Annotated in this window: 22 protein-coding genes and 1 pseudogene; 16 read left to right on the top strand and 7 right to left on the bottom strand. The window is 69.5% G+C overall.

From position 1 onward, the window contains the following. The first annotated feature begins 9 nt into the window (after positions 1-9). From ACS5Q7_RS21760 to ACS5Q7_RS21725, 8 genes are all read left to right on the top strand, one after another. The gene (locus tag ACS5Q7_RS21760; RefSeq protein ID WP_243956639.1) at positions 10-885 is read left to right on the top strand and encodes a branched-chain amino acid ABC transporter permease; all 876 of its coding nucleotides are present in this window, start codon (positions 10-12) and stop codon (positions 883-885) included. Positions 886-1042: 157 nt separating this feature from the next. Then, on the top strand, positions 1043-1960 hold the full coding sequence (locus ACS5Q7_RS21755) for a branched-chain amino acid ABC transporter permease (protein ID WP_478341352.1): 918 nt from the start codon (positions 1043-1045) through the stop codon (positions 1958-1960). Then, on the top strand, positions 1957-3459 hold the full coding sequence (locus tag ACS5Q7_RS21750) for an ATP-binding cassette domain-containing protein (protein ID WP_478341351.1): 1503 nt from the start codon (positions 1957-1959) through the stop codon (positions 3457-3459). The genes ACS5Q7_RS21755 and ACS5Q7_RS21750 overlap by 4 nt, the downstream gene beginning before the upstream one ends. A gap of 216 nt (positions 3460-3675) precedes the next feature. After that, positions 3676-4905: an acyl-CoA dehydrogenase family protein gene (locus ACS5Q7_RS21745; RefSeq protein ID WP_478341350.1), complete on the top strand. Its 1230-nt coding sequence runs from the start codon at positions 3676-3678 to the stop codon at positions 4903-4905. After that, complete coding sequence (locus ACS5Q7_RS21740; protein ID WP_478341349.1) at positions 4902-5960, top strand: phosphotransferase family protein; 1059 nt, start codon at positions 4902-4904, stop codon at positions 5958-5960. The genes ACS5Q7_RS21745 and ACS5Q7_RS21740 overlap by 4 nt, the downstream gene beginning before the upstream one ends. Positions 5961-5970: 10 nt before the next feature. Next, complete coding sequence (locus ACS5Q7_RS21735; RefSeq protein WP_478341348.1) at positions 5971-6741, top strand: SDR family NAD(P)-dependent oxidoreductase; 771 nt, start codon at positions 5971-5973, stop codon at positions 6739-6741. Then, entirely contained in the window at positions 6738-8519 is a 1782-nt protein-coding gene (locus ACS5Q7_RS21730) for a class I adenylate-forming enzyme family protein (RefSeq protein ID WP_478341347.1), read from the top strand. The genes ACS5Q7_RS21735 and ACS5Q7_RS21730 overlap by 4 nt, the downstream gene beginning before the upstream one ends. 227 nt (positions 8520-8746) lie before the next feature. After that, a complete protein-coding gene (locus ACS5Q7_RS21725) occupies positions 8747-9994 on the top strand; it encodes an ABC transporter substrate-binding protein (RefSeq protein ID WP_478341346.1) in 1248 nt (415 codons plus the stop codon). A 3-nt stretch (positions 9995-9997) separates the two neighbouring features. Here ACS5Q7_RS21725 and ACS5Q7_RS21720 read toward each other — a convergent pair whose 3' ends face one another. The 3 genes from ACS5Q7_RS21720 to ACS5Q7_RS21710 form a co-directional block, all read right to left on the bottom strand. After that, a complete protein-coding gene (locus ACS5Q7_RS21720; protein WP_478341345.1) occupies positions 9998-10390 on the bottom strand; it encodes a hypothetical protein in 393 nt (130 codons plus the stop codon). Positions 10391-10492: 102 nt separating this feature from the next. After that, positions 10493-11173, bottom strand: coding sequence for an HWE histidine kinase domain-containing protein (locus tag ACS5Q7_RS21715; protein ID WP_478341344.1), 681 nt, complete (start codon positions 11171-11173; stop codon positions 10493-10495). Between the two features lie 347 nt (positions 11174-11520). Further along, positions 11521-12639, bottom strand: a complete 1119-nt coding sequence (locus tag ACS5Q7_RS21710; RefSeq protein ID WP_478341343.1) for a fumarylacetoacetate hydrolase family protein — start codon at positions 12637-12639, stop codon at positions 11521-11523. 231 nt (positions 12640-12870) lie between these two features. On the opposite strand from ACS5Q7_RS21710, the gene ACS5Q7_RS21705 reads away from it, so the two are divergent. The 5 genes and pseudogenes from ACS5Q7_RS21705 to ACS5Q7_RS21685 form a co-directional block, all read left to right on the top strand. Then, positions 12871-13932, top strand: coding sequence for an ABC transporter ATP-binding protein (locus ACS5Q7_RS21705; RefSeq protein ID WP_478341342.1), 1062 nt, complete (start codon positions 12871-12873; stop codon positions 13930-13932). Between the two features lie 25 nt (positions 13933-13957). Beyond that, complete coding sequence (locus ACS5Q7_RS21700; protein WP_478341341.1) at positions 13958-15268, top strand: ABC transporter substrate-binding protein; 1311 nt, start codon at positions 13958-13960, stop codon at positions 15266-15268. A 23-nt stretch (positions 15269-15291) separates the two neighbouring features. Then, on the top strand, positions 15292-16248 hold the full coding sequence (locus tag ACS5Q7_RS21695; protein WP_478341340.1) for a carbohydrate ABC transporter permease: 957 nt from the start codon (positions 15292-15294) through the stop codon (positions 16246-16248). Positions 16249-16295: 47 nt separating this feature from the next. Further along, the gene (locus ACS5Q7_RS21690) at positions 16296-17183 is read left to right on the top strand and encodes a carbohydrate ABC transporter permease (RefSeq protein WP_478341412.1); all 888 of its coding nucleotides are present in this window, start codon (positions 16296-16298) and stop codon (positions 17181-17183) included. Between the two features lie 76 nt (positions 17184-17259). Continuing rightward, a pseudogene (locus ACS5Q7_RS21685) lies at positions 17260-18246 on the top strand (L,D-transpeptidase family protein); the annotation flags it as partial. Positions 18247-18274: 28 nt separating this feature from the next. On the opposite strand, the gene ACS5Q7_RS21680 reads toward ACS5Q7_RS21685, so the two are convergent. Further along, positions 18275-19396 (bottom strand): hypothetical protein, encoded by a 1122-nt coding sequence (locus ACS5Q7_RS21680; protein WP_478341339.1) that lies wholly within the window; start codon positions 19394-19396, stop codon positions 18275-18277. A gap of 237 nt (positions 19397-19633) precedes the next feature. Between ACS5Q7_RS21680 and ACS5Q7_RS21675 the strand changes: the two genes are divergently transcribed. Then, positions 19634-19837 (top strand): ribosome modulation factor, encoded by a 204-nt coding sequence (locus ACS5Q7_RS21675; protein WP_478341338.1) that lies wholly within the window; start codon positions 19634-19636, stop codon positions 19835-19837. Between the two features lie 67 nt (positions 19838-19904). Beyond that, on the top strand, positions 19905-20657 hold the full coding sequence (locus ACS5Q7_RS21670; protein ID WP_478341337.1) for an AAA family ATPase: 753 nt from the start codon (positions 19905-19907) through the stop codon (positions 20655-20657). Between the two features lie 11 nt (positions 20658-20668). On the opposite strand, the gene ACS5Q7_RS21665 is transcribed toward ACS5Q7_RS21670, so the two are convergent. Next, positions 20669-20842 carry a CsbD family protein gene (locus tag ACS5Q7_RS21665; protein ID WP_478341336.1) on the bottom strand — a complete coding sequence of 58 codons (174 nt, stop codon included), beginning with the start codon at positions 20840-20842 and terminating at the stop codon, positions 20669-20671. Between the two features lie 280 nt (positions 20843-21122). After that, complete coding sequence (locus ACS5Q7_RS21660) at positions 21123-21359, bottom strand: DUF6894 family protein (RefSeq protein WP_478341335.1); 237 nt, start codon at positions 21357-21359, stop codon at positions 21123-21125. 256 nt (positions 21360-21615) lie between these two features. Between ACS5Q7_RS21660 and ACS5Q7_RS21655 the strand changes: the two genes are divergently transcribed. Further along, on the top strand, positions 21616-22995 hold the full coding sequence (locus tag ACS5Q7_RS21655; protein ID WP_478341411.1) for an FAD-containing oxidoreductase: 1380 nt from the start codon (positions 21616-21618) through the stop codon (positions 22993-22995). A gap of 66 nt (positions 22996-23061) precedes the next feature. Here ACS5Q7_RS21655 and ACS5Q7_RS21650 read toward each other — a convergent pair whose 3' ends face one another. Then, entirely contained in the window at positions 23062-23535 is a 474-nt protein-coding gene (locus ACS5Q7_RS21650; protein WP_478341334.1) for a MarR family winged helix-turn-helix transcriptional regulator, read from the bottom strand. Positions 23536-23594 lie beyond the last annotated feature (59 nt).

The raw sequence follows: 23594 nt of genomic DNA, 5'->3' as shown, positions 1-23594 counted from the left end.
GCCGCACCGATGATCGGCCTCCAGATCCTCGTCGACGGCTTCGCGATCTCGGCGCTCTACGCGCTCGGCGCGATGGGCTTCACCCTCATCTTCGGCGTCTCGGGGGTGCTGAACCTCTCCCACGGGGCGCTCATGGTCACGGCGGCGGTGGCCGCCTGGGCGGCGTCCGCGCAATACGGCTTCGGCTCCTATGCCGGCGCCGCCATCGGCGTGGTCTGCGGCTTGCTCGGGGCGCTCGTCACCTATTTCGCGGTGGTCGCGCCCATCGAGCGGAGCAAGGCGATCCCCCGCGCCGAGAAGGAGATCTTCATCCTCACCGGCACGCTGCTCTGGGGGATCATGATCCAGCAGCTCGTCGCCTATTTCTACACCGACAACCCCAAGACCGTGCTGCCGCTGATCGAGGGCGTGGTGGAGTTCGCGGGCGTGCGGACGCCCCGCAACGAGTGGTTCACGGCCCTCGTCTGCTGGGTGGTGATCGCCCTGCTCTGGGCCTTCGTGAACAAGGCGAGGGCCGGCAAGGTGCTGCTCGCGGCCTCCATGAACCCGCGCGGGGTGACGCTGCTCGGCCACGACATGGGCCGCATCTACATCGCCGTCTGGGCGATCTACGGGCTGCTGGCGGGGATCGCCGGGGTGCTGCTGGGCATGTTCCTCGGCGTGTCGTCCTATTCGGTCGGGCCGCTGACCGCGAGCGCCTTCTCCATCGTGGTGCTGGGCGGGCTCGGCAGCGTCACCGGCTCGCTGATCGCGGCCTACGTGGTGGGCTACCTCGAAACCGCCACCGCCTACCTCGTCTCGCCCGCCTACCGGGTGATCCCGGCGCTCCTGCTCCTCGTGGCCGTCATGTACCTGCGCCCGCAGGGCTTTTTGGGGAGGCGGTGATTATGGGCCGATCTTGCTACTCCTCCGTCTTTGCGAGCGCAGCGAAGCAATCCAGGGCAGCGCCACGCTCGCAGAGGTCCCGCATCCCTGGATTGCTTCACTCCGTTCGCAATGACGGCGGTGGCGTAGGCACGTCTTCGCGGAGGCCGTTCACCGCATGACCTTCCCCTTGCGCGGGCTCCTGCTCATCCTCCCCCTGCTCGTCGTCGCGGCTTTGTTGCCGCTCGGCGTCTCCGGCTACATCCTCGGGCTGCTGACGGTGGCCTATTACTTCGCCGTGTTCTCCATGGCCTGGGACCTGCTCTTCGGCTTCGCGGGCGAGGTGAACTTCGGACCCACCTTCCTCATCGGCCTCGGCGCCTACGGGGCGGGCATCCTCAACAACCGCTACGGGCTCGACATCCCCCTCTGCCTGCTCGCGGGCACGGCGCTCGCCGTGATCGGCGGCCTCGCCCTGGCGGTGCCGGCGCTGAAGCTCAGCGGGCCGTATTTCGGCCTCGTGACGTTGGTCGCCGTGCTGCTTCTGCAGAACCTGATCGTGGTCTTCTCCGACCTGACGGGGGGCGAGATCGGCCTCACCGTGCCCGACGTCATCTCCATCGACGCCGACACGAATTACTGGATCGCGCTGGGCTTCATGGCCGTCTCGGGCCTGATCCTCACCGCCATCGCCCGCTCGCCCGCCGGACTGATCCTTCAGGCGGCGGGGCAGGATCCGGTGGTGGCCGGGGCGCTCGGCTTCAACGTCGCCAAGCACAAGATCGCGGCGTTTGCCGTCAGTGCCGCCTTCTCCGGCCTCGCGGGTGGGCTCCTCGTCTTCTACATGGGCACCGCCTCGGTCGGCACGCTGATTGACACGGCGGTCGGCGTGCAGATCATCATCGCCGCCGTGCTCGGCGGACGGCGCACCATCGTCGGTGGGGCGCTCGGCGCGGTGTTCCTGATCGCGGCGGGCGAATTGCTGCGCCCGCTGGGTTCGCTCTCGACCTTCGTCGTCTCGGCGGCGGCGCTGGCGGTGATCCTGTTCGTACCGACCGGGCTGCTCGGCCTCGCATCCCTGCGGAGGGCGTCATGACGGTGGCCGTGAAACCGCCCGCCGCCGCGTCCGTCAGGGCCGAGCCCTGCCTGACCGTGCGCGGCCTGACGAAGCGCTACGGCGGCCTCGTCGCGGCCAAGAACGTCGATCTCGACCTCCGGCCCGGCGAGATCCTGGGGCTGATCGGCCCGAACGGCTCGGGCAAGTCCACGGTGATGAAGCTGGTGATGGGGCTGGAAAAACCCAGCGCCGGCTCGATCCGCCTCGACGGCACCGAGATCGCCGGCTGGCCCGCCCACAAGGTCGCCCGCGCCGGGATCGGCCTCGTCTTCCAGCACGCGAGGCCGCTGATGCGCCAGACGGTGCTGGAGAACATCGTTCTCGCCCTGCTGCCCGACAGCCTCCTGCGGCTCACGCCCGATTCCTCCGTGACGGACAGGGCGCGGGCCATCGCCGAGCGGGTCGGCCTCGGCGCCGTCATCGACCGGCGGCCGGGGACGCTGGCCTTCGCCGACCTGCGGCGGCTCGAACTCGCCAAGGCCATCGCCCGCGATCCCAAGGTCGTGCTGGTGGACGAGCCCTTCGCCGGGCTCACCGGCCCGGAGGTCGCGACCTTCTCGGCGCTGATCCGGGGCTTTCGCGATGAGGGCAAGGCGGTGCTCCTCGTCGATCACAACGTGAAGAGCGTCGCCGCCCTCGTGGACCGGGTCTTCGCCCTCTATCTCGGCGAGCGCATCGCGGAGGGCAGCGCCGAATCCGTGATGGCCGACCCGACCGTGCGGCGGGTCTATCTCGGCGGCAGCATCGAGACGGCGGCCCGGCCGGAGGCGGCCTTCAAGACGGAATCACTCCTCACCGTCGAGGGCGTGGACGTGCTCTACGGCAAGGCGCAGGCCCTGCGCGGCGTGTCGATCCATGTCCATGAGGGCGAGTTCGTCTCGGTGGTCGGGCTCAACGGCGCGGGCAAGACCACCCTGTTCAACGCGGTCTCCAACCTCGTGCCCCATGCGGGCACGATCCGCTTCGGCGGACAGGACCTCGCCCGCATGACCCCCGCCGCCATCGCGCGGGCCGGCATCGTGCAGGTGCCCGAGACCCGCGAGCTGTTCGGCGACCTCAGCGTGCTCGAAAACCTCGACCTCGGCGGCCATCACCTGTCGAAGGCCGACGCCGCCAAGGAGCGGGAGAAGCTCTACGACCTGTTCCCGATCCTGAAGGCCCGCGAGGGGCAGAGCGCGCGCACGCTGTCCGGCGGCGAGCAGCAGATGCTGACCATCGCCCGCGCCCTGATGATGCGTCCGCGCCTCCTGATCCTCGACGAGCCGACGCTGGGCCTCGCGCCCGTCATCCTGGAGCAATTGTCGAAGGCGCTGGAACGCCTGCGGCAGACCACGCCGATCACCGTGCTCCTCGGCGAGCAGAACGTGACCTTCGCCCTGCCCCATGCCGACCGGGTCTACGTGCTGGAACAGGCGAAGATCGTCTGGGAAGGCCCGCCGGACCGGTTCGCCACGGAGATGGGGGCGGCCTACTTGTGAGGGCCGAACCTCCCTCCCCCCTCTGCGGGGGAGGGTGGCCCCCGCCAGGGGGTCGGGAGAGGGGAGCGACGGCGCAGAACGTGGCTCTGGCCCACACGGCTGTCGCGCCCTCTCCGGACACCGGGTTCCCCTCTCCCGACCCCGGCTCACGCCGGGGCCACCCTCCCCCGCAGAGGGGGGAGGGAAAACGCCGCGCCAGGAAGAGGAAACGAGCCCTTGGATTTCACCCCCTCGCCCACCCAGCGCCACTGGCTCGACCGCGTGCAGGCCTTCATCGCGCGGGAGATCGAGCCGGCCCAGGGCGCCGTGGCGGTGGAGCGGGCGACAGGCCCCTCCCCCACCATGGAGCGGCTGAAGGACAAGGCCCGCGGCGAGGGCCTGTGGAACCTGTTCCTGCCGCCCTCGCCTGAGCACGACACGCCGGAGTATCGCGGCGCCGGGCTCACGAACCTCGATTACGCTTTGTGCGCCGAGGCGATGGGCCGGATCGGCATCGCCTCCGAGGTGTTCAACTGCGCCGCGCCCGACACCGGCAACATGGAGGTGCTGCACCGCTACGGCACCGACGCCCAGAAGGCGCGCTGGCTGAAGCCCCTGATGGCCGGCGAGATCCGCTCGGCCTTCCTGATGACCGAGCCGGATGTCGCGTCGTCAGACGCCACCAACATCGCCACGTCGATCCGGCGGGAGGGCGACGAATACGTCATCGACGGCCGCAAGTGGTGGTCGACCGGCGTCGGCGATCCCCGCTGCCACATCGCGATCCTGATGGGCAAGACCGACCCGGAGGCCCCGCGCCACCAGCAGCAATCGCAGATCCTCGTGCCCCTCGACACGCCAGGCCTGCGGGTGGCGCGCCTGCTGCCGGTCTTCGGCTACGAGGACACGCCCAAGGGCCACGGCGAGGTGGTGCTGGAAGGCGTGCGAGTGAGCGCCAACAACCTCATCCTCGGCGAGGGGCGCGGCTTCGAGGTGGCGCAGGGGCGCCTCGGGCCGGGGCGCATCCACCATTGCATGCGCACCATCGGCGTCGCCGAGGCGGCGCTGGAGGCCATGGCTCGGCGGCTCGTGTCGCGGGTCGCCTTCGGCAAAAGGATCAGCGACCAATCGGTCTGGGAGCAGCGGGTGGCCGAGGCCCGCACCGACATCGAGATGACCCGCCTCCTCTGCCTTAAGGCGGCGGACATGATGGACAAGGTCGGCAACAAGGGCGCCAAGCTCGAAATCGCGATGATCAAGGTGGCCGCGCCGCGCATGGCGCTGAAGGTCATCGATGACGCGATCCAGGCCCACGGCGCGGCGGGCGTCAGCGAGGATTTCGGCCTCGCCCACGCCTACGCCCATATCCGCACGCTGCGCCTCGCGGACGGGCCGGACGAGGTCCATAACCGCTCCATCGCCCGGCTCGAATTCGCCCGCCACACCAATGCGAGGGCGGGGGCGTGAGCGCGGCCCTCGACTTCACGGGGGTGAAGCCGGTCGAGCCCCGCCACCGGATCGACGAGGCCCGCCTCGCCGGATGGATGGCCGAGCATGTGAAGGGCTTCGCCGGCCCGCTGACCGTGATGCAGTTCCGGGGCGGCCAATCGAACCCGACCTACCGATTGGAGACGCCGGGCGCGGCCTACGTGCTGCGTCGAAAGCCCTTCGGGACGCTGCTGCCCTCGGCCCACGCGGTGGAACGCGAGTTCCGGGTGATCGGCGCCCTCTACGCGGAGGATTTCCCCGTGCCCCGCCCCTTCGCCCTGTGCGAGGACGCGGGCCTCATCGGCGCGGCCTTCTACGTGATGGAAGCGGTGGCGGGCGCGGTGCATTGGGACGGGGCGCTGCCCGGCCTCGACCCACACGCCCGACACCGGCATTACGCGGCGATGATCGGGACGCTTGCCCGGCTTCACGCCATCGACCCGGATTCGGCCGGGCTCTCGGATTACGGCAAGGCCGGCAACTACTTCGCCCGGCAGGTGGACCGCTGGACGAAGCAGTACCGCGCCGCCGAGGACGGGCGGCTCACGGATGTCGAACGGCTGATCGCGTGGCTGCCCCGTACCGTGCCGGAGCAGGCGGGCACGTCCATCGTCCACGGCGACTATCGCCTCGACAACCTCGTCTATCGCCCGGACGGCACGGTGGCCGCCGTCCTCGACTGGGAACTCTCGACGCTCGGCGACCCGCTCGCCGACTTCAGCTACCTGCTGATGCAGTGGGAACTCCCCGCCGACGGCCGCAGCCCGCTCGGCGGGCTCGACCTGAAGGCGCTGGGCATCCCCGACCGGGCCGAGGCGGTGGCGATCTATTGCCGGGCGGCGGGCCGGGCCGACATGCCCGCCCTCGACTGGTACTTCGCCTACAACCTGTTCCGGCTCGTGGGCATCCTGCAGGGCGTGGCGGCCCGCGCCCGGGCCGGCAACGCCGCGAGCGAGCACGCCGCCGCCATGGCCGCGCGGGTGCCGACGCTCGCCGCCGCCGCGTGGGCCTTCGCCGAGCGGGCGGGGGCGTGAGGGAGGATCGATGTCGCTGTTCGACCTGACCGGCAAGGTCGCCCTCATCACCGGCTCGTCGAAGGGCATCGGCCGGGCCATCGCCCTGCGCATGGCCGAGCAGGGTGCCAAGGTGGTGATCTCCTCCCGCAGGCGCGAGGCCTGCGAGGCGGTGGTCCGCGAGATCGAGGAAGCCCACGGCCCCGGCCGGGCGGTGGCGATCCCGGCGAGCATTTCCGTGAAAGAGGAGTTGCAGGCCCTCGTCGCCGAGACAGAGCGGAGCCTCGGCCCAGTGGATATCCTGGTCTGCAACGCGGCGAGCAACCCGTATTACGGGCCGCTGGCCGGCATCTCCGACGAGCAGTTCCGCAAGATCCTCGACAACAACGTGCTGTCGAACCACTGGCTGATCCAGCTCTGCGCGCCGGGGATGGTCGCCCGGCGGGACGGGGCCATCGTGATCGTCTCGTCCATCGGCGCCCTGAAGGGCTCGCCGGTGATCGGCGCCTACAACGTCTCGAAGGCCGCCGACCTGCAACTCGCGCGGAACTACGCGGTCGAATACGGCCCCCACAATGTGCGGGTGAACTGCCTCTGCCCGGGGCTCGTCCGCACCGATTTCGCCCGCGCCCTCTGGGAGGACCCCGCCATGCTGGCCCAGACCGAGGGCGCCGCGCCGCTGCGCCGGATCGGCGAGCCGGACGACATCGCCGGCGCCGCCGTGTTCCTCGCCTCCCCGGCGGGACGGTTCGTGACCGGACAGGCCCTCGTCGCCGATGGCGGCGTGACCATCGCGCGATGAGCGGCCCGGCCCTCCCCCCCGGCTGGCCGGCGATCCCCTTCGCGGAGGCCGAGGCGCGGCTGACCGCGCCGGGCTCGCCCTACGCCGTCGAGACCCGGACCATCCGGGGCGTGCCGACCCGGATCTGGGTGAACGCGCCGGGGACGCTGCGCGACCTGTTCCTCCGTGCGCAGGGCCACGGGGACCGGACCTTCCTTGTCTACCGCGACGAGCGGACGAGCTTCACGGGCTTCGCCAAGGCGGCGATCGCCCTGGCCCATCACCTGAACGGCCTCGGCGTCACGAAGGGCGACCGGGTCGCCATCGCCATGCGCAACCTGCCGGAATGGCCGGTCTGCGCCTACGGGGCGCTCCTCGCGGGCGCCGTCGCGACGCCGCTCAACGCATGGTGGACCGGGCCGGAACTCGCCTACGCGCTGGCGCATTCCGGCGCGCGGGTGCTGATCGCCGACGGCGACCGTCTCGCCCGCCTCGCGCCCCACCTCACCGAATGCCCGGCGCTCGCGGCGGTCATCGCCACGCGCGCCGAGCCGGGCGCCTCCCCAGCGCTCGCCGAGATCATCGGCCCCACGGGGGCGTGGGCGTCCCTGCCCGAGCGCCCCCTGCCGGGCCTCGTCCTCGACCCCGAGGACGACGCCACCCTGTTCTACACCTCCGGCACGACGGGTAAGCCGAAGGGCGCCATCGGCACCCACCGGGCCGCCGCCTCGACGGTGATGGCCTATCCCTATTCGGCGGCGCGCACGGCCCTGCGCAAGGGCCTGGAGCCGCCCAAGCCCGATCCGAACGCCCCCCAGCGGGCCGCCCTGCTGGCGATCCCGCTGTTCCACGTCACCGCCTGTCACGCCTCCCTCGGCAGCGCCCTGTTCGGCGGGCACCGGCTGGTGATGATGCACCGCTGGGACCCACAGGACGCCCTCGACCTCGTGGAGGCGGAGGGCTGCACCACGGCGGGCGGCGTGCCGACCATCGCGTGGCAATTGGCAGAGGCCGCCCGCGCCGCCGGGCGCCCGCTGCCGAGCCTGGAGAGCGTGTCCTACGGCGGCGCCCCCGCCGCCGCCGACCTCGTGCGCAGTCTCGGGGACGCCTTCCCGCAGGTCGTTCCGGCGACGGGCTGGGGCATGACCGAGACCTCGGCCACCTTCACCCACCACCAGGGCGAGGATTACATCGCCCATCCCGGATCCTGCGGCCCGCCCCTGCCGGTCTGCGAGATCCGCATCCGCGATCTCCTCGGCCGCGACCTGCCGCCGGGGGAGGTCGGGGAACTCTGCGTGCGGGGGCCCGGCATCGTGCGCGGCTACTGGGACGACCCCGAGGCCACCGCCGAGACTTTTCGCGAGGGCTGGCTCCATACCGGCGACCTCGCCTTCGCCGACGCGGAGGGCTTCGTCACCATCGTCGACCGGATGAAGGACATGCTGATCCGGGGCGGCGAGAACATCCACTGCATCGAGGTGGAGGATGTCCTGTTCGCCCATCCCGACGTAATCGACGCCGTCGTCCTGCCGGTGCCGCACCCGACCCTCGGCGAGGAGCCCGGCGCCGTCGTGACCCTCGCGGCGGGCTCCGACGCCACGCCGGAGGCGATCCGCGCCTTCGCCGCCGGGCGGCTCGCCGCCTACAAGGTGCCCGTCCGGGTGCGGATCTGGGACGGGATGCTGCCGCGCAACCCGGCCGGCAAGATCCTCAGGTCGGCGCTGCGGCAGGTGTTCGAGGATGCCGCGCCGTCACCGCCATCGTCATCACAAACACCGCCGTCATTGCGAACGCAGTGAAGCAATCCAGGGATGCGCCACGCTCGGAAACGGCCTGCTGCCCTGGATTGCTTCGCTTACGCTCGCAATGACGTGTGTGGCGGGTCATGCCGAGGGCCTTGAACAATGACGATCCGGCCCGTTTCCATTCCTGATGCATTGCGCCGTGCGGGCAATGGATACAGAATTCGCCAAGACGACCGCAGCCGAAGTTCAAGAGAATCGGCGCGGCGTCAGGAGGAAGCGACATGTCCAACGCCGCCGGCCGCCGATTTTTCCTAAACAGTACCGCCCTCGCCGTGATCGCCGCCCTCGCTGTCCCGGGCCCGGCACAGGCGGCGGACCCGATCAAGATCGGCGTCATCGCGGAGGCGCAGGCGGTGGTCGGCGCCTCTATCCCGCAGGCGGCGCAGCTCGCCGCCGATGAGATCAACGCCAAGGGCGGCGTCGATGGCCGGATGATCCAGGTCGTGACCTACGACGACAAGTCCTCCGCCGCCGACGCGGTGCGCGCCTTCCAGCGGGCGGTGAGCGAGGACAAGGTCCAAGTCGTCATCGCGAGCTATATCTCGGAAGTCGTGCTGGCGCTGATGCCCTGGGCGGCGCGGCTGAAGACGCCGATGATCACGCCCGGCGCCGCCTCGAACGAGATCAGCCTCGCGGTCCACAAGGACTATGCCCGCAACAAGTACACGTTCCACGGCTACCTGACCTCGGCCGCGCTGGCGCAATCGATCTGCGACGGCAGCAAGGCGGTGCTCACCGACCTGCTCAAGGCGAAGACGGCGGCGATCATGAGCGAGGACGCCGCGTGGACCCGGCCCCTCGACGTCGGCTACGAGGAATGCCTGCCGAAGATCGGGCTGAAGGTGGTGGAGCACATCCGCTTCTCGCCCGATACCGGCGACTTCACGCCGATCTACAACAAGATCGAGGCGGCCAAGCCCGATCTCATCGTCACCGGCATCTCGCATGTCGGGGTGCAGCCGACGGTGCAGTGGAAGAACCAGCAGGTGCCGCTCGCCATGACCGGCATGAACTCGCAGGCCACCGCCTCGACCTTCTGGAACGACACCAACGGCGGCACGGACGGGGTGATCTTCCAGAGCCTCGCGGTGCCCGGCGCGGCCATGACCGACAAGACCGTGCCCTTCGGCGAGGCGTTCAAGAAGCGCTTCAACGGCGCCCCGTCCTACGCGGGCTACATGGCCTACGATCAGGTCTATTACATCGCCGACGCGATCAAGCGGGCCGGATCGAGCGAGGCCGACAAGCTCGTGGACGCCCTGGAGAAGACCGACTGGACCGGCGTCGCCGGCCGCATCCAGTTCCAGGGCAAGGACGATGCCTTCACTCACTCGATCAAGTACGGCGAGGGCTACGTCACCGGGCTCCTGGCGCAGTGGCAGGGCGGCAAGCAGGTCGCCATCTGGCCCTCGAAGATCGCCAGCGGCCAGGTGATCCTGCCCGCCGCCGTGAAGGCCGCTGCGCGCTGACCGCTAACGCGGGGCGCCGGGCCTCGGGGAGAGATCCCCGACCCGGCGGCCCGCCTCGCCGAGGCCGAGCTTCACCGCCTGCCGGTTGGCGAGGCCGAGGCGCAGCACCGCCTGTTCGAGATAGTCGATGGCATCCACGAGGCCGGCGCGGGCGGTGTCGATCTCGTCTTCCTCGTCGGGCGGCGTCTCCGCGAGCTTGACGGCGGCGATGAGCACCCGGTCGCGCTCGTCCTCGATGCGGGGGTCGCGCTCGAGATAGCCGCGCACGTCGGCATCGTAGGCCTCGATCACGACCCAGGGGAGCCTGTCCTTGGCGATGACGCCGGGGAAGCGCTGGGCGTGGCGGCGGGCCGTGGTGGCGGCGCGGGCGACGAGGTCGGCAAGCATCGTGACCATTCCCGTTCCCGCGCAGCCGGCTTACCCCGCAAGTGGCAGCGCGGCCCGCTCTTGGCAACCGCCCGTCACGGCTCGCGGGTGAAGGCGAGGCCGGACAAGGGCTCAGTCGCCCCCGGCGAGATAGCCCATGCGGGGCGGGAACGGGCAGCGGAGGGTCCAGTGCAGCCCGTCCGGCGCGAAGGCGAGGGTCGTCCGTCCGGCGAGGTCGTGGCCGACCATCTGGCTCAGCACCTCCGCGCCGAAGCCGCGCCTCGCCGGCATGGCGAGGCCCCCCGGCCCCCTCTCCTTCCAGGCGAGGGTGAAGAGCGGATCGGGGTCGCCCGGCTCCACGTGCCAGGACACGGCGATCCGGCCCGCCTGCGTCGCCGCGCCGTGCTCGACCGCGTTGACCGCGAGTTCGTGGATCGCCAGCCCCAGCACCTGGGCCGCCCGCGCCCGCAGGCGGATCGCGGGCCCGGTCAGGTGCAGGCGGTCGCCCTCCTGCATCGTGTAGGTCAGCAATTCCTCGGCGATGGCGGCGTGCAGGTCCACGTCGCCGGTATGGTCGATGGCGACCTGCATCCGCACGATGGCATCGAGCCGATCACGCAGATGCGCCGCGTAGTCGGCGGCCTCCTCCCGCGCCTCGGCCGAGCGCTGGATCACCGCGCGCAGCAGGCCCAACGTCGTGCGCAGGCGGTGGCGCAGTTCGGCGGGCGTATCCCTCCGGTCGAGGAGGAGGCGCAGCCGCGCATTGTCGGCCTCGAGTTCGGCGTTGCGCTCGGCCAGGGCAACGATCGACATGTCGGGGTCCATCCGGGCCTCGCTGATACGCCGCCTCCCAACCCCACGATGCCGCGGTGTCGCGCCTCGTCAACCGGCCGGTCCGGCGAAGCGATCCAGGGGAAACGGCGTCGCCATCACCGCACCCGGACGAGTTGGTTCAGCCAGCCTTCTCCGGATCGTCCTCTCATCCTGAGATGGGGCGAAGCCGCCTCGAAGGCCTCATCCTGAGGTGCGGCGAAGCCGCCTCGAAGGAGGGCTCCAGGGATCGCGCGGCAGGCTGGAGCCCTCCTTCGAGGCCCGCTCAAGCGGGCACCTCAGGATGAGGGGAGAGGGTTGGGGCAGCCTCACTATGATCGGTCGCCGCCCTAGATCGCCCGAGCCAGCAGCCCGCGTTCGGCGAGGTTGCGCATCAGCGCGCCGATGCCTTCGGTCCAGGCCGGGGCCGCCTTCGAGGTCGTGACCCGGTTCACCAGCCGCCCGAGCTTCGGGCTCGCGATGGTCACGCGGTCGCCCACCTTGTGCGTGAAGCCCCGGCCCGGCTCGTCCCGGTCCTGGATCGGCGCGAACAGCGTCCCGAGGAACAGCACGAACCCGTCCGGGTATTGGTGCTCGCTCATCGATTGCCGGACCAGATCGAGCGGATCGCGGCTGATCTGGTTCATCGAACTGGCGCCCGCGAGGCGATAGCCGTCCTCGCCCTCCACCACGAGTTCGAGCTCGGCGGCGCGCACGTCGTCCATGGTGAAGCGGTCATCGAACAGCCGCACCAGCGGACCCAGCGAGCAGGAGGCGTTGTTGTCCTTGGCCTTGCCGAGGAGCAGGGCCGAGCGGCCCTCGAAGTCGCGCAGGTTGACGTCGTTGCCGAGGCTCGCGCCGACCGAGGTGCCGTCGGAGGCCACCAGCAGCACGATCTCCGGCTCGGGGTTGTTCCAGGTGGAATCCGAGCGGATCCCGATCTCGGCGCCCCATCCCAGGGTCGAGAGCACCGGCCCCTTGGTGAAGATCTCCGCGTCCGGCCCGATCGCGACTTCGAGATATTGCGACCACAGCCCGTCCTCCATCAGCGCGCGCTTGAGGGCGGCGGCCTCCTCGGTGCCGGGCACGACCGCGCGCAGGCTTCCGCCGATCCGCGATTCGAGGCTGGCGCGGACGGCGGCGGCGGCGGCCGGGTCGCCATCCGCGCGCTCCTCGATGACGCGCTCCAGCGCGGAGACGGCGAAGGTCACGCCGGAGGCCTTCACGCATTGCAGGTCGATGGGGCTGAGCAGCGTGAGGCCGTCCGGTCCGTCGATGGGTCGCCCGCCGTCGCTGGTGAAGTGCCGGGCCTCGACCAGCGCCGAGACGGTGGGCGCGATGGCGGCCATGTCGTAGGCGCGTCCGCCCTCGATCAGGATCGGGGACGGCCCCTCGGCCAGTCGCGCGCGGCCGAGGAAAAGCCCCTCCCGCCAATCCGCCGGCAAGGCCTCTGTCGCCTGGAACGTCATGCGCGTCGCTTTCCCTGTTCGGCGGCGCCGACCGGCTTCCGCCTCTGTGATGGCGCCAAGGGAGGGATCCCCCGGCCGGACCTGTCAAGCCGCGCGCGTGACCGAAGGCGCCGCCTGACAGACCCACGGTATTCTGCATAATAACGCAGACAAGCGCTTGCTTTCCCCCATCGCCTCCAGTGTACTGCCACCATAGTGCCGCCGTCAGAGCGGCCGTGATCGGGAGGAAGCATGGCCTCGGTGGGAATCCGCGAGGTTCGCAAGGCTTTCGGTTCGACCAATGTCTTGCACGGCGTGTCCGTCGACATTCGGGACGGCGAATTCGTCATCCTGGTCGGCCCGTCCGGCTGCGGAAAGTCGACTCTGCTCCGCATGATCGCCGGGCTGGAAAACATTTCCGGCGGCGAGATTCGCATCGGCGAGCGGGTCGTCAACGATGTCCCCCCCAAGGAGCGGGACATCGCCATGGTGTTCCAGAACTACGCGCTCTATCCGCACCTCACGGTGCGCGAGAACATGGCCTTCTCGATGCGGATCCGGAAGGCGGCGGCCTCCGAGATCGACCAGCGCGTCGCCAAGGCCGCGCAGATCCTCGGGCTCGGCGCCCTCCTCGACCGCTACCCGCGCCAGCTTTCCGGCGGCCAGCGCCAGCGCGTCGCCATGGGCCGGGCCATCGTGCGCGACCCGCAGGTCTTCCTGTTCGACGAACCGCTCTCGAACCTCGACGCGAAGCTGCGCGTCGCCATGCGCACCGAGATCAAGGAGCTTCACCAGCGGCTGAAGACCACGACGATCTACGTCACCCACGACCAGATCGAGGCCATGACCATGGCCGACCGGATCGTGGTGATGCATGACGGCGTCGTGGAGCAGATCGGCCCGCCGCTGGAACTCTACGACCGGCCCGACAACCTGTTCGTCGCGGGCTTCATCGGCTCGCCGGCCATGAACTTCATCCCCGGCAAGGTCCGGGCGAACGGCCATCTCACCTTCGTCGCCGAGGGCGGCCTGACCATCCCGCTGACATCCGCGCCGTCCGGCACCGACGGGCGGCCGCTGATCCTCGGCATCCGGCCGGAGCATTTCGACCTCGCCCCCGATGGCCTCGCCGCCGAGGTGGTGGTGGTGGAGCCGACCGGCTCCGAGACCATGCTGGCCGTGCGGGCCGGGGGCCAGGACCTGACCTGCGTGCTGCGCGAGCGCGTGAGCGAGCGGCCGGGCGAGACCGTGTCCCTGCGCCCGAACCGCGTCCACTTCTTCGACGCCGGGACCGGCCGTCGCCTGCCGAGCTGAACAGCCCCGAGGGAGAAGCCCCACGATGAGTGTTCTCGACCGCCGTTCCCTCCTCGCCGGCGCCGCCGCGACCGGCCTCGCCGCCGGCAGCGACCTGTTCGGCTTCGCCAAGGCCTGGGCGCAGACCGCCGAATGGAAGCCCGAGCCGGGGGCGAGCCTCTCGCTCCTGCGCTGGAAGCGCTTCGTCCCCGCCGAGGACGAGGCCTTCATGAAGATGGTCGAGGCCTTCACCCAGGCGACGGGCGTGAAGGTGAACGTCACCAACGAATCGTTCGACGACATTCAGCCCAAGGCGTCGGTGGCCGCCAATACCGGCCAGGGGCCGGATCTGGTGTGGGGCCTGTTCTCCTTCCCCGCCCTGTTCCCGGACAAGTGCCTGCCGCTCGAGGATGTCGCGGCCTCGCTCGCCAAGAAATACGGCCCGTTCTTCCCCTCGGCGGAAGCCTACGGCAAGGTGAAGGGCAAGTGGATCGCCATTCCCGTGGCGTTCAACGGCGGCTACCCGAACTATCGCATCTCGGCGATGAAGAAGGCCGGCTTCGACAAGTTCCCCACCGACACGGGGGGCTTCCTCGACTTGTGCCGGGGCCTGAAGAAGAACAACACCCCCGCCGGCTTCGCGCTGGGCCACGCCACGGGCGACGGCAACACGTGGTGCCATTGGGCGCTGTGGTCGCACGGCGCCAACCTCGTGGACGCCAACGAGAAGATCGTCATCAACTCGCCGGAGACGGCCAAGGCGCTCGAATACGTCAAGAACCTGTACGAGACCTTCGTGCCGGGCACGGTGTCGTGGAACGATTCCTCGAACAACAAGGCGTTCCTGGCGGGCGACCTCTACCTCACCAACAACGGCATCTCGATCTACGCCGCCGCCAAGAAGGACAACCCGAAGCTCGCCGAGGACATGGACCACGCGGTCTGGCCGATCGGCCCCGTCGGCAAGCCGACCGAGTTCCAGCTCGCCTTCCCGATCCTGGCCTTCAAGTATTCGAAGGCGCCGAACGCCTGCAAGGCCTTCATCGCCTTCATGATGGAAGCGGCCAACTACAACAAGTGGCTCGAATCGGCGCAAGGCTACCTCTGCGAGCCGCTGTCGAACTATCCCAAGAACCCGATCTGGACGAGCGACCCGAAGAACGCGGTCTTCGCCGAGGCGGGGCGGCGCTCCCTGGCGGCGGGCGGGCTCGCGCCGGTGAGCGAGCGGATCGCGGCGGTGCTGGCGGATTTCGTGGTGGTCGACATGTTCGCGAGCCACTGCACCGGCCGCGAGGACGTGAAGACCGCCATCAAGAACGCCGAGCGCGCGGCCCAGCGCATCTTCCGCAACACCTGAGCCCGGGGGCCGGAGGCGAGACCATGGCGCACACCGCCCTGACACGGCCCGCCCCGGTCGCGGTTCCGACCCGTTCGGCCTGGGCTCGCCTGCGGGCGAGCCGGGGCTGGGCGGGCTTCTGGTTCATGCTGCCGACCGCGCTGATCCTCGGCCTGTTCCTGGCCTATCCGCTGCTGAAGGGCATCTGGCTGTCCTTCACCAACACGCGGATCGGCCGCGAGGGCGTGTTCATCGGCCTCGAGAACTACGAGTGGCTGTGGGACGACGACGTGTTCTGGCTATCGGTGTTCAACACCTGCCTCTACACGGCGGTCGCGTCGGTCGCGAAGTTCGGCATCGGGCTCTACCTCGCCCTGTTGCTCAACAAGAACATGCCGTTCAAGTCGATCATCCGCTCGATCGTGCTGATCCCCTTCGTGGTGCCGACCGTGCTCTCGGCCATCGCCTTCTGGTGGATCTTCGACAGCCAGTTCTCGATCATCTCGTGGTCGCTGCGCCATCTCGGGATCATCAACGGCAACATCGATTTCCTCGGCGATCCGGCGATGGCCCGCGCCTGCGTGATCTTCGCCAATATCTGGCGCGGCGTGCCGTTCATCGCGATCACACTCCTCGCCGGCCTGCAGACCGTCTCGCCGTCCCTCTACGAGGCCGCGACCCTCGACGGCGCCTCGAACTGGCAGATCTTCTCGCGCATCACCCTGCCGCTGCTCACGCCGATCATCGCCGTGGTGATGACCTTCTCGGTGCTGTTCACCTTCACCGATTTCCAGTTGATCTGGGCGATGACCCGCGGCGGCCCCGTGAACGCCACGCACCTGATGGCGACCCTCTCGTACCAGCGCGGCATCCTGTCGGGCACGCTCGGCGAGGGCGCGGCCATCGCCACCGCCATGGTGCCGTTCCTGCTGGCCGCCATCGGCATTTCGTGGTTCGGCCTCCAGCGCAGGGCCTGGCAATCCGGGGGGAACGACCGATGAGCGCGCCCGCACCCCCCGCCCATGTCGACCCGCACCTCAACCCCGTGATGGAGGCGAGGCCGGCGGGGATCACCGACAACTCGGAGGGCATGGCCTATCTCGACCGCCTGCCCCGGCGGCTCGTGACCACCTACCTGCCGCTCCTCGTGATCCTCGCGGTGCTGCTGTTCCCGTTCTACTGGATGGCGCTCACCGCCATCAAACCGGACGAGCAGTTGATCGACATGGAGCGGTTCAACCCGTTCTGGGTCGTGGATCCGACCTTCAAGCACATCCACAAGCTGCTGTTCGAGACGCAATATCCCCGCTGGCTCTGGAACACGATGTACGTGTCGGTGGCGGCCACCGTGCTGTCGCTCTTTGCCAGCGTGCTCGCGGCCTATGCCTGCGTCCGCATCCGCTACCGGGGCGCGAGTTGGGTCGGCGCGGCGATCTTCCTCGCCTACCTCGTCCCGCCCTCGATCCTGTTCATCCCGCTCGCCACGATCGTGCAGGCCTACGGCCTGTTCGATTCGCCCATCGCGCTGATCCTCGCCTATCCGACGATCCTGATTCCCTTCTCCACGTGGCTGCTGATGGGTTACTTCAAGACCATCCCCTACGAACTGGAGGAATGCGCGCTGATGGACGGCGCCAGCCGCTGGCAGATCCTCACCAAGATCATCCTGCCGCTCGCCTTCCCGGGGCTGATCTCGGCGGGCATCTTCTCCCTGACGCTGTGCTGGAACGAGTTCATCTACGCGCTGACCTTCCTGTCCTCGACGCAGAACAAGACCGTGCCCATCGCCGTGGTCAGCGAGTTCGTGGATGGCGACGTCTACAAGTGGGGCTCGCTGATGGCCGGCGCGCTGCTCGGCTCGCTGCCCCTGGTGATCCTCTACTCGTTCTTCGTGGAATACTACGTGTCCGCGCTGACCGGCGCCGTGAAGGAATGACGTGACGCCACACCGGGGCGGCGGCCGTCGCCGTTTGCCCCGGTCTGGCCAATCTCTTGGGACACATCCCGAGACCATGATCCGCATTCGCGCCTTGGCCGCTCTCCTGATCGGCCTGACCGGGCTCGCCGGTTGCCACGAGGCCTCGACGAGGCATCTCGATCCGATCCCGCCCCGGACGCTGTCCCTGATGGCCAAGGCCGGCCTGAGCCCGTCCGACCCGATCCTGATCCGCGCCTACAAGAAGGAATCGGAGATGGAGGTGTGGAAGCGCGGCCCCGGCGGGCGCTACGTGCTTCTGAAGACCTATCCGGTCTGCCGCTGGTCCGGCCAGCTCGGCCCAAAGGTGAAGGAGGGGGATCGCCAGACGGTCGAGGGCTTCTACACGATCACGCCGGGGCAGATGAACCCGAACTCGTCCTACTACCTGTCCTTCGACACCGGCTTTCCAAACGAGTTCGACCGCGCCAACGGGCGCACCGGCAGCTACCTGATGGTCCACGGCACCTGCTCGTCCATGGGCTGCTTCGCCATGACCGACCAGACCATCTCCGAGATCTACGCGCTGGCGCGGGAAGCCTTCGCGGGCGGCCAGCGGAGCTTCCAGTTCGAGGCCTTCCCGTTCCGCATGACCGCGCAGAACCTCGCCGCGTTCCGCAACGATCCGAACATGCCGTTTTGGAAGAACCTGAAGGAGGGCTCGGACATCTTCGAGGTGACCGGCCAGGAGCCGCAGGTCGGCGTCTGCAACCTGCGCTACACGTTCGGCGGCCCCGAAATCGCGACCGACCCCTGCGCACCCGTGGTCGATCCGGCCGTCGCCGCCAAGCAGGCGGCCGACGAGCACCGCGTGGCGGAACTCGCCGCCGGCATCGCGGCCAAGCGCCTCGTCTACAAGGATGGCGGGCAGAACCCGGTCTTCAACGGGAACTTCGCGCCCCCGGCCGAGGAATCCGCCCTCCCCTACAGCGCCAAGGAATACGGACAGCGCGATCTCGGCACGGTCAGCCGCCCGGATGCCCTGGTCGGCGGCCCGCAGGAGATCGCCGCCACGCCCGCCGGCCCCGTCGCGGCCCGGCGATAAAGCGGGTTCAGCGCACCCGGAGGGACGGCCGGCCGATCAGGTCGGCCAGACGCTCGATCCCGTCCTCGACGATGGCATCGACCCGCCGCAGCCAGGTGGGCGGCGGGTGGTAGCCCGCATGGGCCACCACATCCGCGACCAGCGCCTCGACCGCCGTCTCGGTCTCGGCCGGCAGGGGCCGGCTCGCCAGCTCGTTCGGGGCGCCGCCGGGTTCGCGCGCCACCACCGCATCCCAGCTCCGGCCCCAGCAGAGGGCGGCGAGCCTCTCGTTCGCCTCGCCGTGATAGGCCTCGATGGCGGCGAGGGCTTCGCGCGCCTCGCCCTGGAACGTCTCGGTGTCGAGGCCCCGCGCCCGGGCGAGATCGTCGAGGAGATGGCCGAGCCGCCGCCGGTGGCTGGCGACGCGCCGGTGCAGACCGAGCGCATGCAGCCGCCGCGATGCCTCGACGGCGAACGGACCGGTACCGCATGTCATGCGGTGGAGCGGGTCGGCCGGGGCGCGCAGGGGATCGAGCCGTCCGGCCAGCCCCAGTTCCGCGACGAGGCGTGTCGGCAGCGGCGCGGGCGAGCGCCGGTCGCGGACAGGCACGGCGCGAATCCTCTCCCCGGCGGCGCGGCGCCAGGGGTCGAGCAGCGCGGCGTGATCGTAGCGATCCGAGAAGCCCTCCCGCCGGACGAACCCCCGGAACGTCCGTCCCTCGGCGAGAACCTGCGCGCGCCGGACGTAGGCCGAGGCCAGCCGCTCGGCCTGCGGCATCACGACGATGACGATCTCCATGGCGAAGCCGAACCGCCGGAAGAGGTCGGCCAGGAGGGCGGGAACCCCCACATCCGGCCGCTGCACGGCGACATCCTCCGCGGAGACGATGACGGTCTCGGCATCCGTCTCGGCCAGGATCCGCGCGAGGCGCTTCAGGGCCGCCCGCTGCATCGCCTCCGGTTGGCGGCCGCCGGGAGTTCGATCAAGCCCGTGCGGGTGCCGATCCGCGCAAGCCGACGAACCGGCCGGGGCGAGGTGCGGGCAGCAGACCCCCACGCCGCCGAGGTCGGGACGGGTCCATCCCAGCACTTCTCCGAGGGAGGTCGCGCCCGTTCGCGGCATGCCGATATGGACGATCGCCCGACGCATCAGTTCATCTCCCACGATCACGGGATATCTTGTGGGATTAAATCCCACTCTCTCTGGACGCGATCACGCCTCGGCAAGCCCTCGCGCTTGCCGACATCGTTATGAGTGGGAAATTTGCCCACGTAAAGGGTTGGCCGATCTCAGGGTGCGCCACTGCACCTAAGGGCGACGCCGACGCGCACCGACGGGGAACCGGTGGCCGGCGCATGGGTTGACCTGAGGTTGATGGAGGCCGCCATGCCCGCTTCGTCCCGCTCACCCACCGATGTCAGCGCGGAAGGGCGGCACGCCCTGGAACGGGGTGACCCCATCACGGCCAATCCCTACCCGGACGGCTCGGCGGAGCATCGGATCTGGCGGCGCGGCTACGAGCGGGTCGACCGCGAGGCGGAGGAAACCCTGGGCGCGGCTGCCAGGGATGAGGATGGCCGCATCAGTTGACCGTCGTCGTTTTTGAACGAGGGACTCGCTACGGTCATCCGGCGCCGACACGCGATGAGGAGGTCCCGTGGCGAGGTCCCGTCAAACGTCGCTGCCGCCGCCCTACCTGAGGAAGGTCTGGCTCGACGAGGGGGCGGATGTCGATCGCACGGCCTACCCCTACTGCCTTCCGCTGTTCAGGGGCGGCGCGTTCGAACTGGCGTTCGACCGGCCGATCACCATCATCGCCGGGGAAAACGGCGTCGGGAAATCGACGCTCTTGGAGGGGATCGCCGTTCTCGCGGGCTTCGATGAGAGCGGCGGCGGTCCGGGCTATCGGGCGGTCGACAATTCCCAGGCGCGGGAAGCCGGCGGCGGGGGATTGGCCCGCGCACTGAGGGCCAGCTGGCTACCCCGGATCGGACGCGGCTGGTTCTTCAGGGCAGAGAGCTTCTTCGCCGTGGCCCGCTACCTCGACGAGGCCGGGAGCACGTCGGCCGACTTCCTCTCCCACTCGCACGGAGAAGGCTTCATCCGCTTCTTCGAGGAACGCTGCACGCGGCCGGGTCTCTTCCTGTTCGACGAACCGGAATCGGCGCTCTCGCCCAAGCGTCAGTTCGAGTTCCTGAAGCTCCTCAACCGCATGGAGGAGGGTCGGCAAAGCCAGGTCCTGATCGTCACGCATTCGCCGATCATCATGGGTCATCCGGGGGCGCAATTGCTGCGGATGAACCGGTACGGGCTGGAGCCGGTCGCGCTCCAGGATACCGAGCATTTCCGCATCATGCGCGAATTCACCCTCGATCCGCATGGCGTGATCAAAGCCATGATCGAGGAGTGAGGCACCCGCCATCAACCCTGGCGCGAGCCGTTGGATTTCGTGCCCTCGCTCTTGGCCGCGCCCGCCGCCCGCTTCTGCCGCCGCCCCTCGGCCTCGATCCCGGAATCGCCGGTGAGCTTGCCGAGGGCTTCCTTGACCGAGCCCTTGAGCTGCTCGGCGGAAGCGGATTTCCTGTTTTCGGGCATAAACACTCCGTCGTCTTCGAGAACATCCGAACCGACTGTCAGATGCGGCCCTAACTCCGAAGATCAATGAGAGATCTATACCAGTAACTTGGTCATCACGTTTCAGGCGGTCGCTGGCGGGACGTGGAAGAGCGGGGATCGGCTCGCCTCAGGCGCTGACGCGCGGGCTTCCGTTCGACCTGGGCCGCAAGCCGGCACGGAGCGGGGCCGCTCGGCATGGGGGGCATCTGCACTGAACAGGGGCGGGCCGCGCCGCCAGCCGCGCTGCCGCGCTCCGCTGTCAGGAGGTCCACTCGCCAGCCACCTCGACCTTGGCACGGAAGACACGCCTGCCCGCCTCGTCGCGCACGTCGACCGTGTAGACGCAATGGTTGTGAAGCGGAGGCTGGTCGTTGGCGATTCCCACGATGGCTTCCAGCGCGAGGTGGCGCGCCACCTGCGGGTCGGATGCTTCGCATCCGTCTTCATCCCGCATGAAGCTCCGGCCATCGTCCGTATCGAAGAAGAACAGTGGCATCTACGCCTCGCACCTGCGACGCCCACATCTTGCATAGGTCGGCATGCGGCTCGGTCGCTACGAAGGTTCAACCAGCGAGGAGCCGAAAGGTCACTGCCCTAAAGGGCTGCCGAAAAAGCCTTGCGGAGGAGAAGACGATTCTCCACCGTTGGCGGCATCCTCTCCGTCCTTGCGAGCGGAGGCGTGCTCGCCCAGCATCCTGAGAACGATCATCTCCCTCACCGGATTTTCGCAGCAGCCTGCCAGGAGCACGATGATGGTCCAGCGATACGATGCGATCGTGATCGGCGCGGGTCAGGCGGGTCCGGCCTTGGCCGGGCGCCTGACGGGCGCCGGCCAGCGCGTGGCGGTGATCGAGCGGAAGCTGTTCGGCGGCACCTGCGTGAACACGGGCTGCATGCCGACGAAGACCCTCGTCGCCAGCGCCTACGCCGCCCACCTCGCCCGCCGGGCCGCCGAATACGGTGTCGTGCTTCAGGGAGGTGTCGGCATCGACGCCAAGGCGGTCGCCGCGCGGCAGCAGGGCGTTTCCGCGCAGGCGCGGGCTAACGTCGAGGCGTGGCTGCGCGGGATGCCCGGCTGTACCGTCGTCACGGGGCATGCCCGCTTCGTGTCGGCGCACTCTGTAGCGGTGGGGGACGAGATCCTTGAGGCGGAGCGCCTCTTCATCAACGTGGGCGGGCGCGCTCACGTGCCGGAGATGCCCGGCATCGACGCGGTCCCGTTCCTGACCAACACCTCGTTGCTGCAACTCGATACGATCCCCGAGCACCTCGTGGTGGTGGGCGGCAGCTATATCGGGCTGGAATTCGCCCAAGCCTACCGCCGCTTGGGCAGCCGGGTGACGGTCGTCGAAAAGGGGCCGCGCCTGATCGGCCGCGAGGACACCGACGTCTCCGAGGCCGTCGCCGGGATCCTGCGCGACGAGGGCATCGCCCTCAGGCTGAACGCCGCGTGCATCCGGTTTGCCCCTCACGCCGATGGCATCGCGGTCGGCGTGGACTGCACCGAGGGCCGGCCGGAGGTCGTCGGTTCCCACGTGCTGCTGGCCGTGGGCCGACGCCCCAACACCGACGATCTCGGCCTGGAGGCCGCCGGTATCGCCACGGATGCGCGCGGGTTCATCACCGTTGACGACAGCCTGCAGACCACCGTGCCGGGCGTCTACGCGCTCGGCGATTGCAACGGACGAGGCGCCTTCACCCACACCGCCTATAACGACTTCGAAATCGTGGCCGCCAACCTCCTCGATGGGGCGAGCCGTCGGGTCGGCGACCGGATTCCCGGCTATGCCCTCTACATCGATCCGCCGCTGGGACGCGTGGGGATGAGCGAGGCGGAGGTGCGTGACAGCGGCCGCCCGGCGCTCGTGGGGACCCGCCCGATGACCCGCGTGGGCCGGGCGGTCGAGAAGGGCGAGACCAAGGGGTTCATGAAGGTGCTGGTGGATGCCGAGACCCGCGCCATCCTGGGTGCGGCGATCCTCGGCACCGGCGGTGACGAGGCCATCCACGGCATCCTCGACATGATGAACGTGGGCGCCACCGCGACGGCCCTGCAATGGGCCGTTCCGATCCATCCCACCGTGTCCGAGCTGATCCCGACCGTGCTGGGCGACCTCAAGCCGCTGGCGTAGCGGAGCGGCGTACCGAGCGTCCCGACCGGGGATTCGTCGCGCGCGCGCCGGCCATTCCGGGCGCCCTCAGTGCGCGAGCGCCCGTCCGGTGGGGCCGGGCGCCGTGCTCTCCACCCGCTCGGCCAGCCCCTGTAAGTCCCTTCGCAGGTCGGCGAGGGCCTCCTCGGCGAGGCCCGTACGGCAGACGACCGCTTCCTGTGCCTTCGCGGCCCTGTGCTCCAGCCTTCGGCCCGCCTCGGTCAGCGAGACCACGACCACGCGCCGGTCCCTGGCCCGGGTGCGGGAGACGAGGCCCGCCGCCTCAAGCCGGTCGACGAGGGGGGTCACGGCGCTCGGCCCGAGTTGCAACCGTGCGGCCAGGTCGGACCCGGCCATCGCCCCGTCCTGCCAGAGGGCGAGCATGACGAGGTATTGCGGATAGGTCAGGCCCAGCTCACCGAGCAACGGCTTGTAGGCCCGCGTGACCGCGTGGGTGGCCGCGTAGAGGGCGAAGCAGATCTGATCGTCGAGCCTCAGGCCGGTTCGCTTCGGAAACACCATTCGTAGACTAAAGCCTCATGACGGATCATGTCTGAAAGGTTCATGCGTGAATGACAAGG

This window comes from Methylobacterium sp. Gmos3, from assembly GCF_056430985.1.
This window is presented reverse-complemented; position numbering and strand designations above follow the sequence as displayed.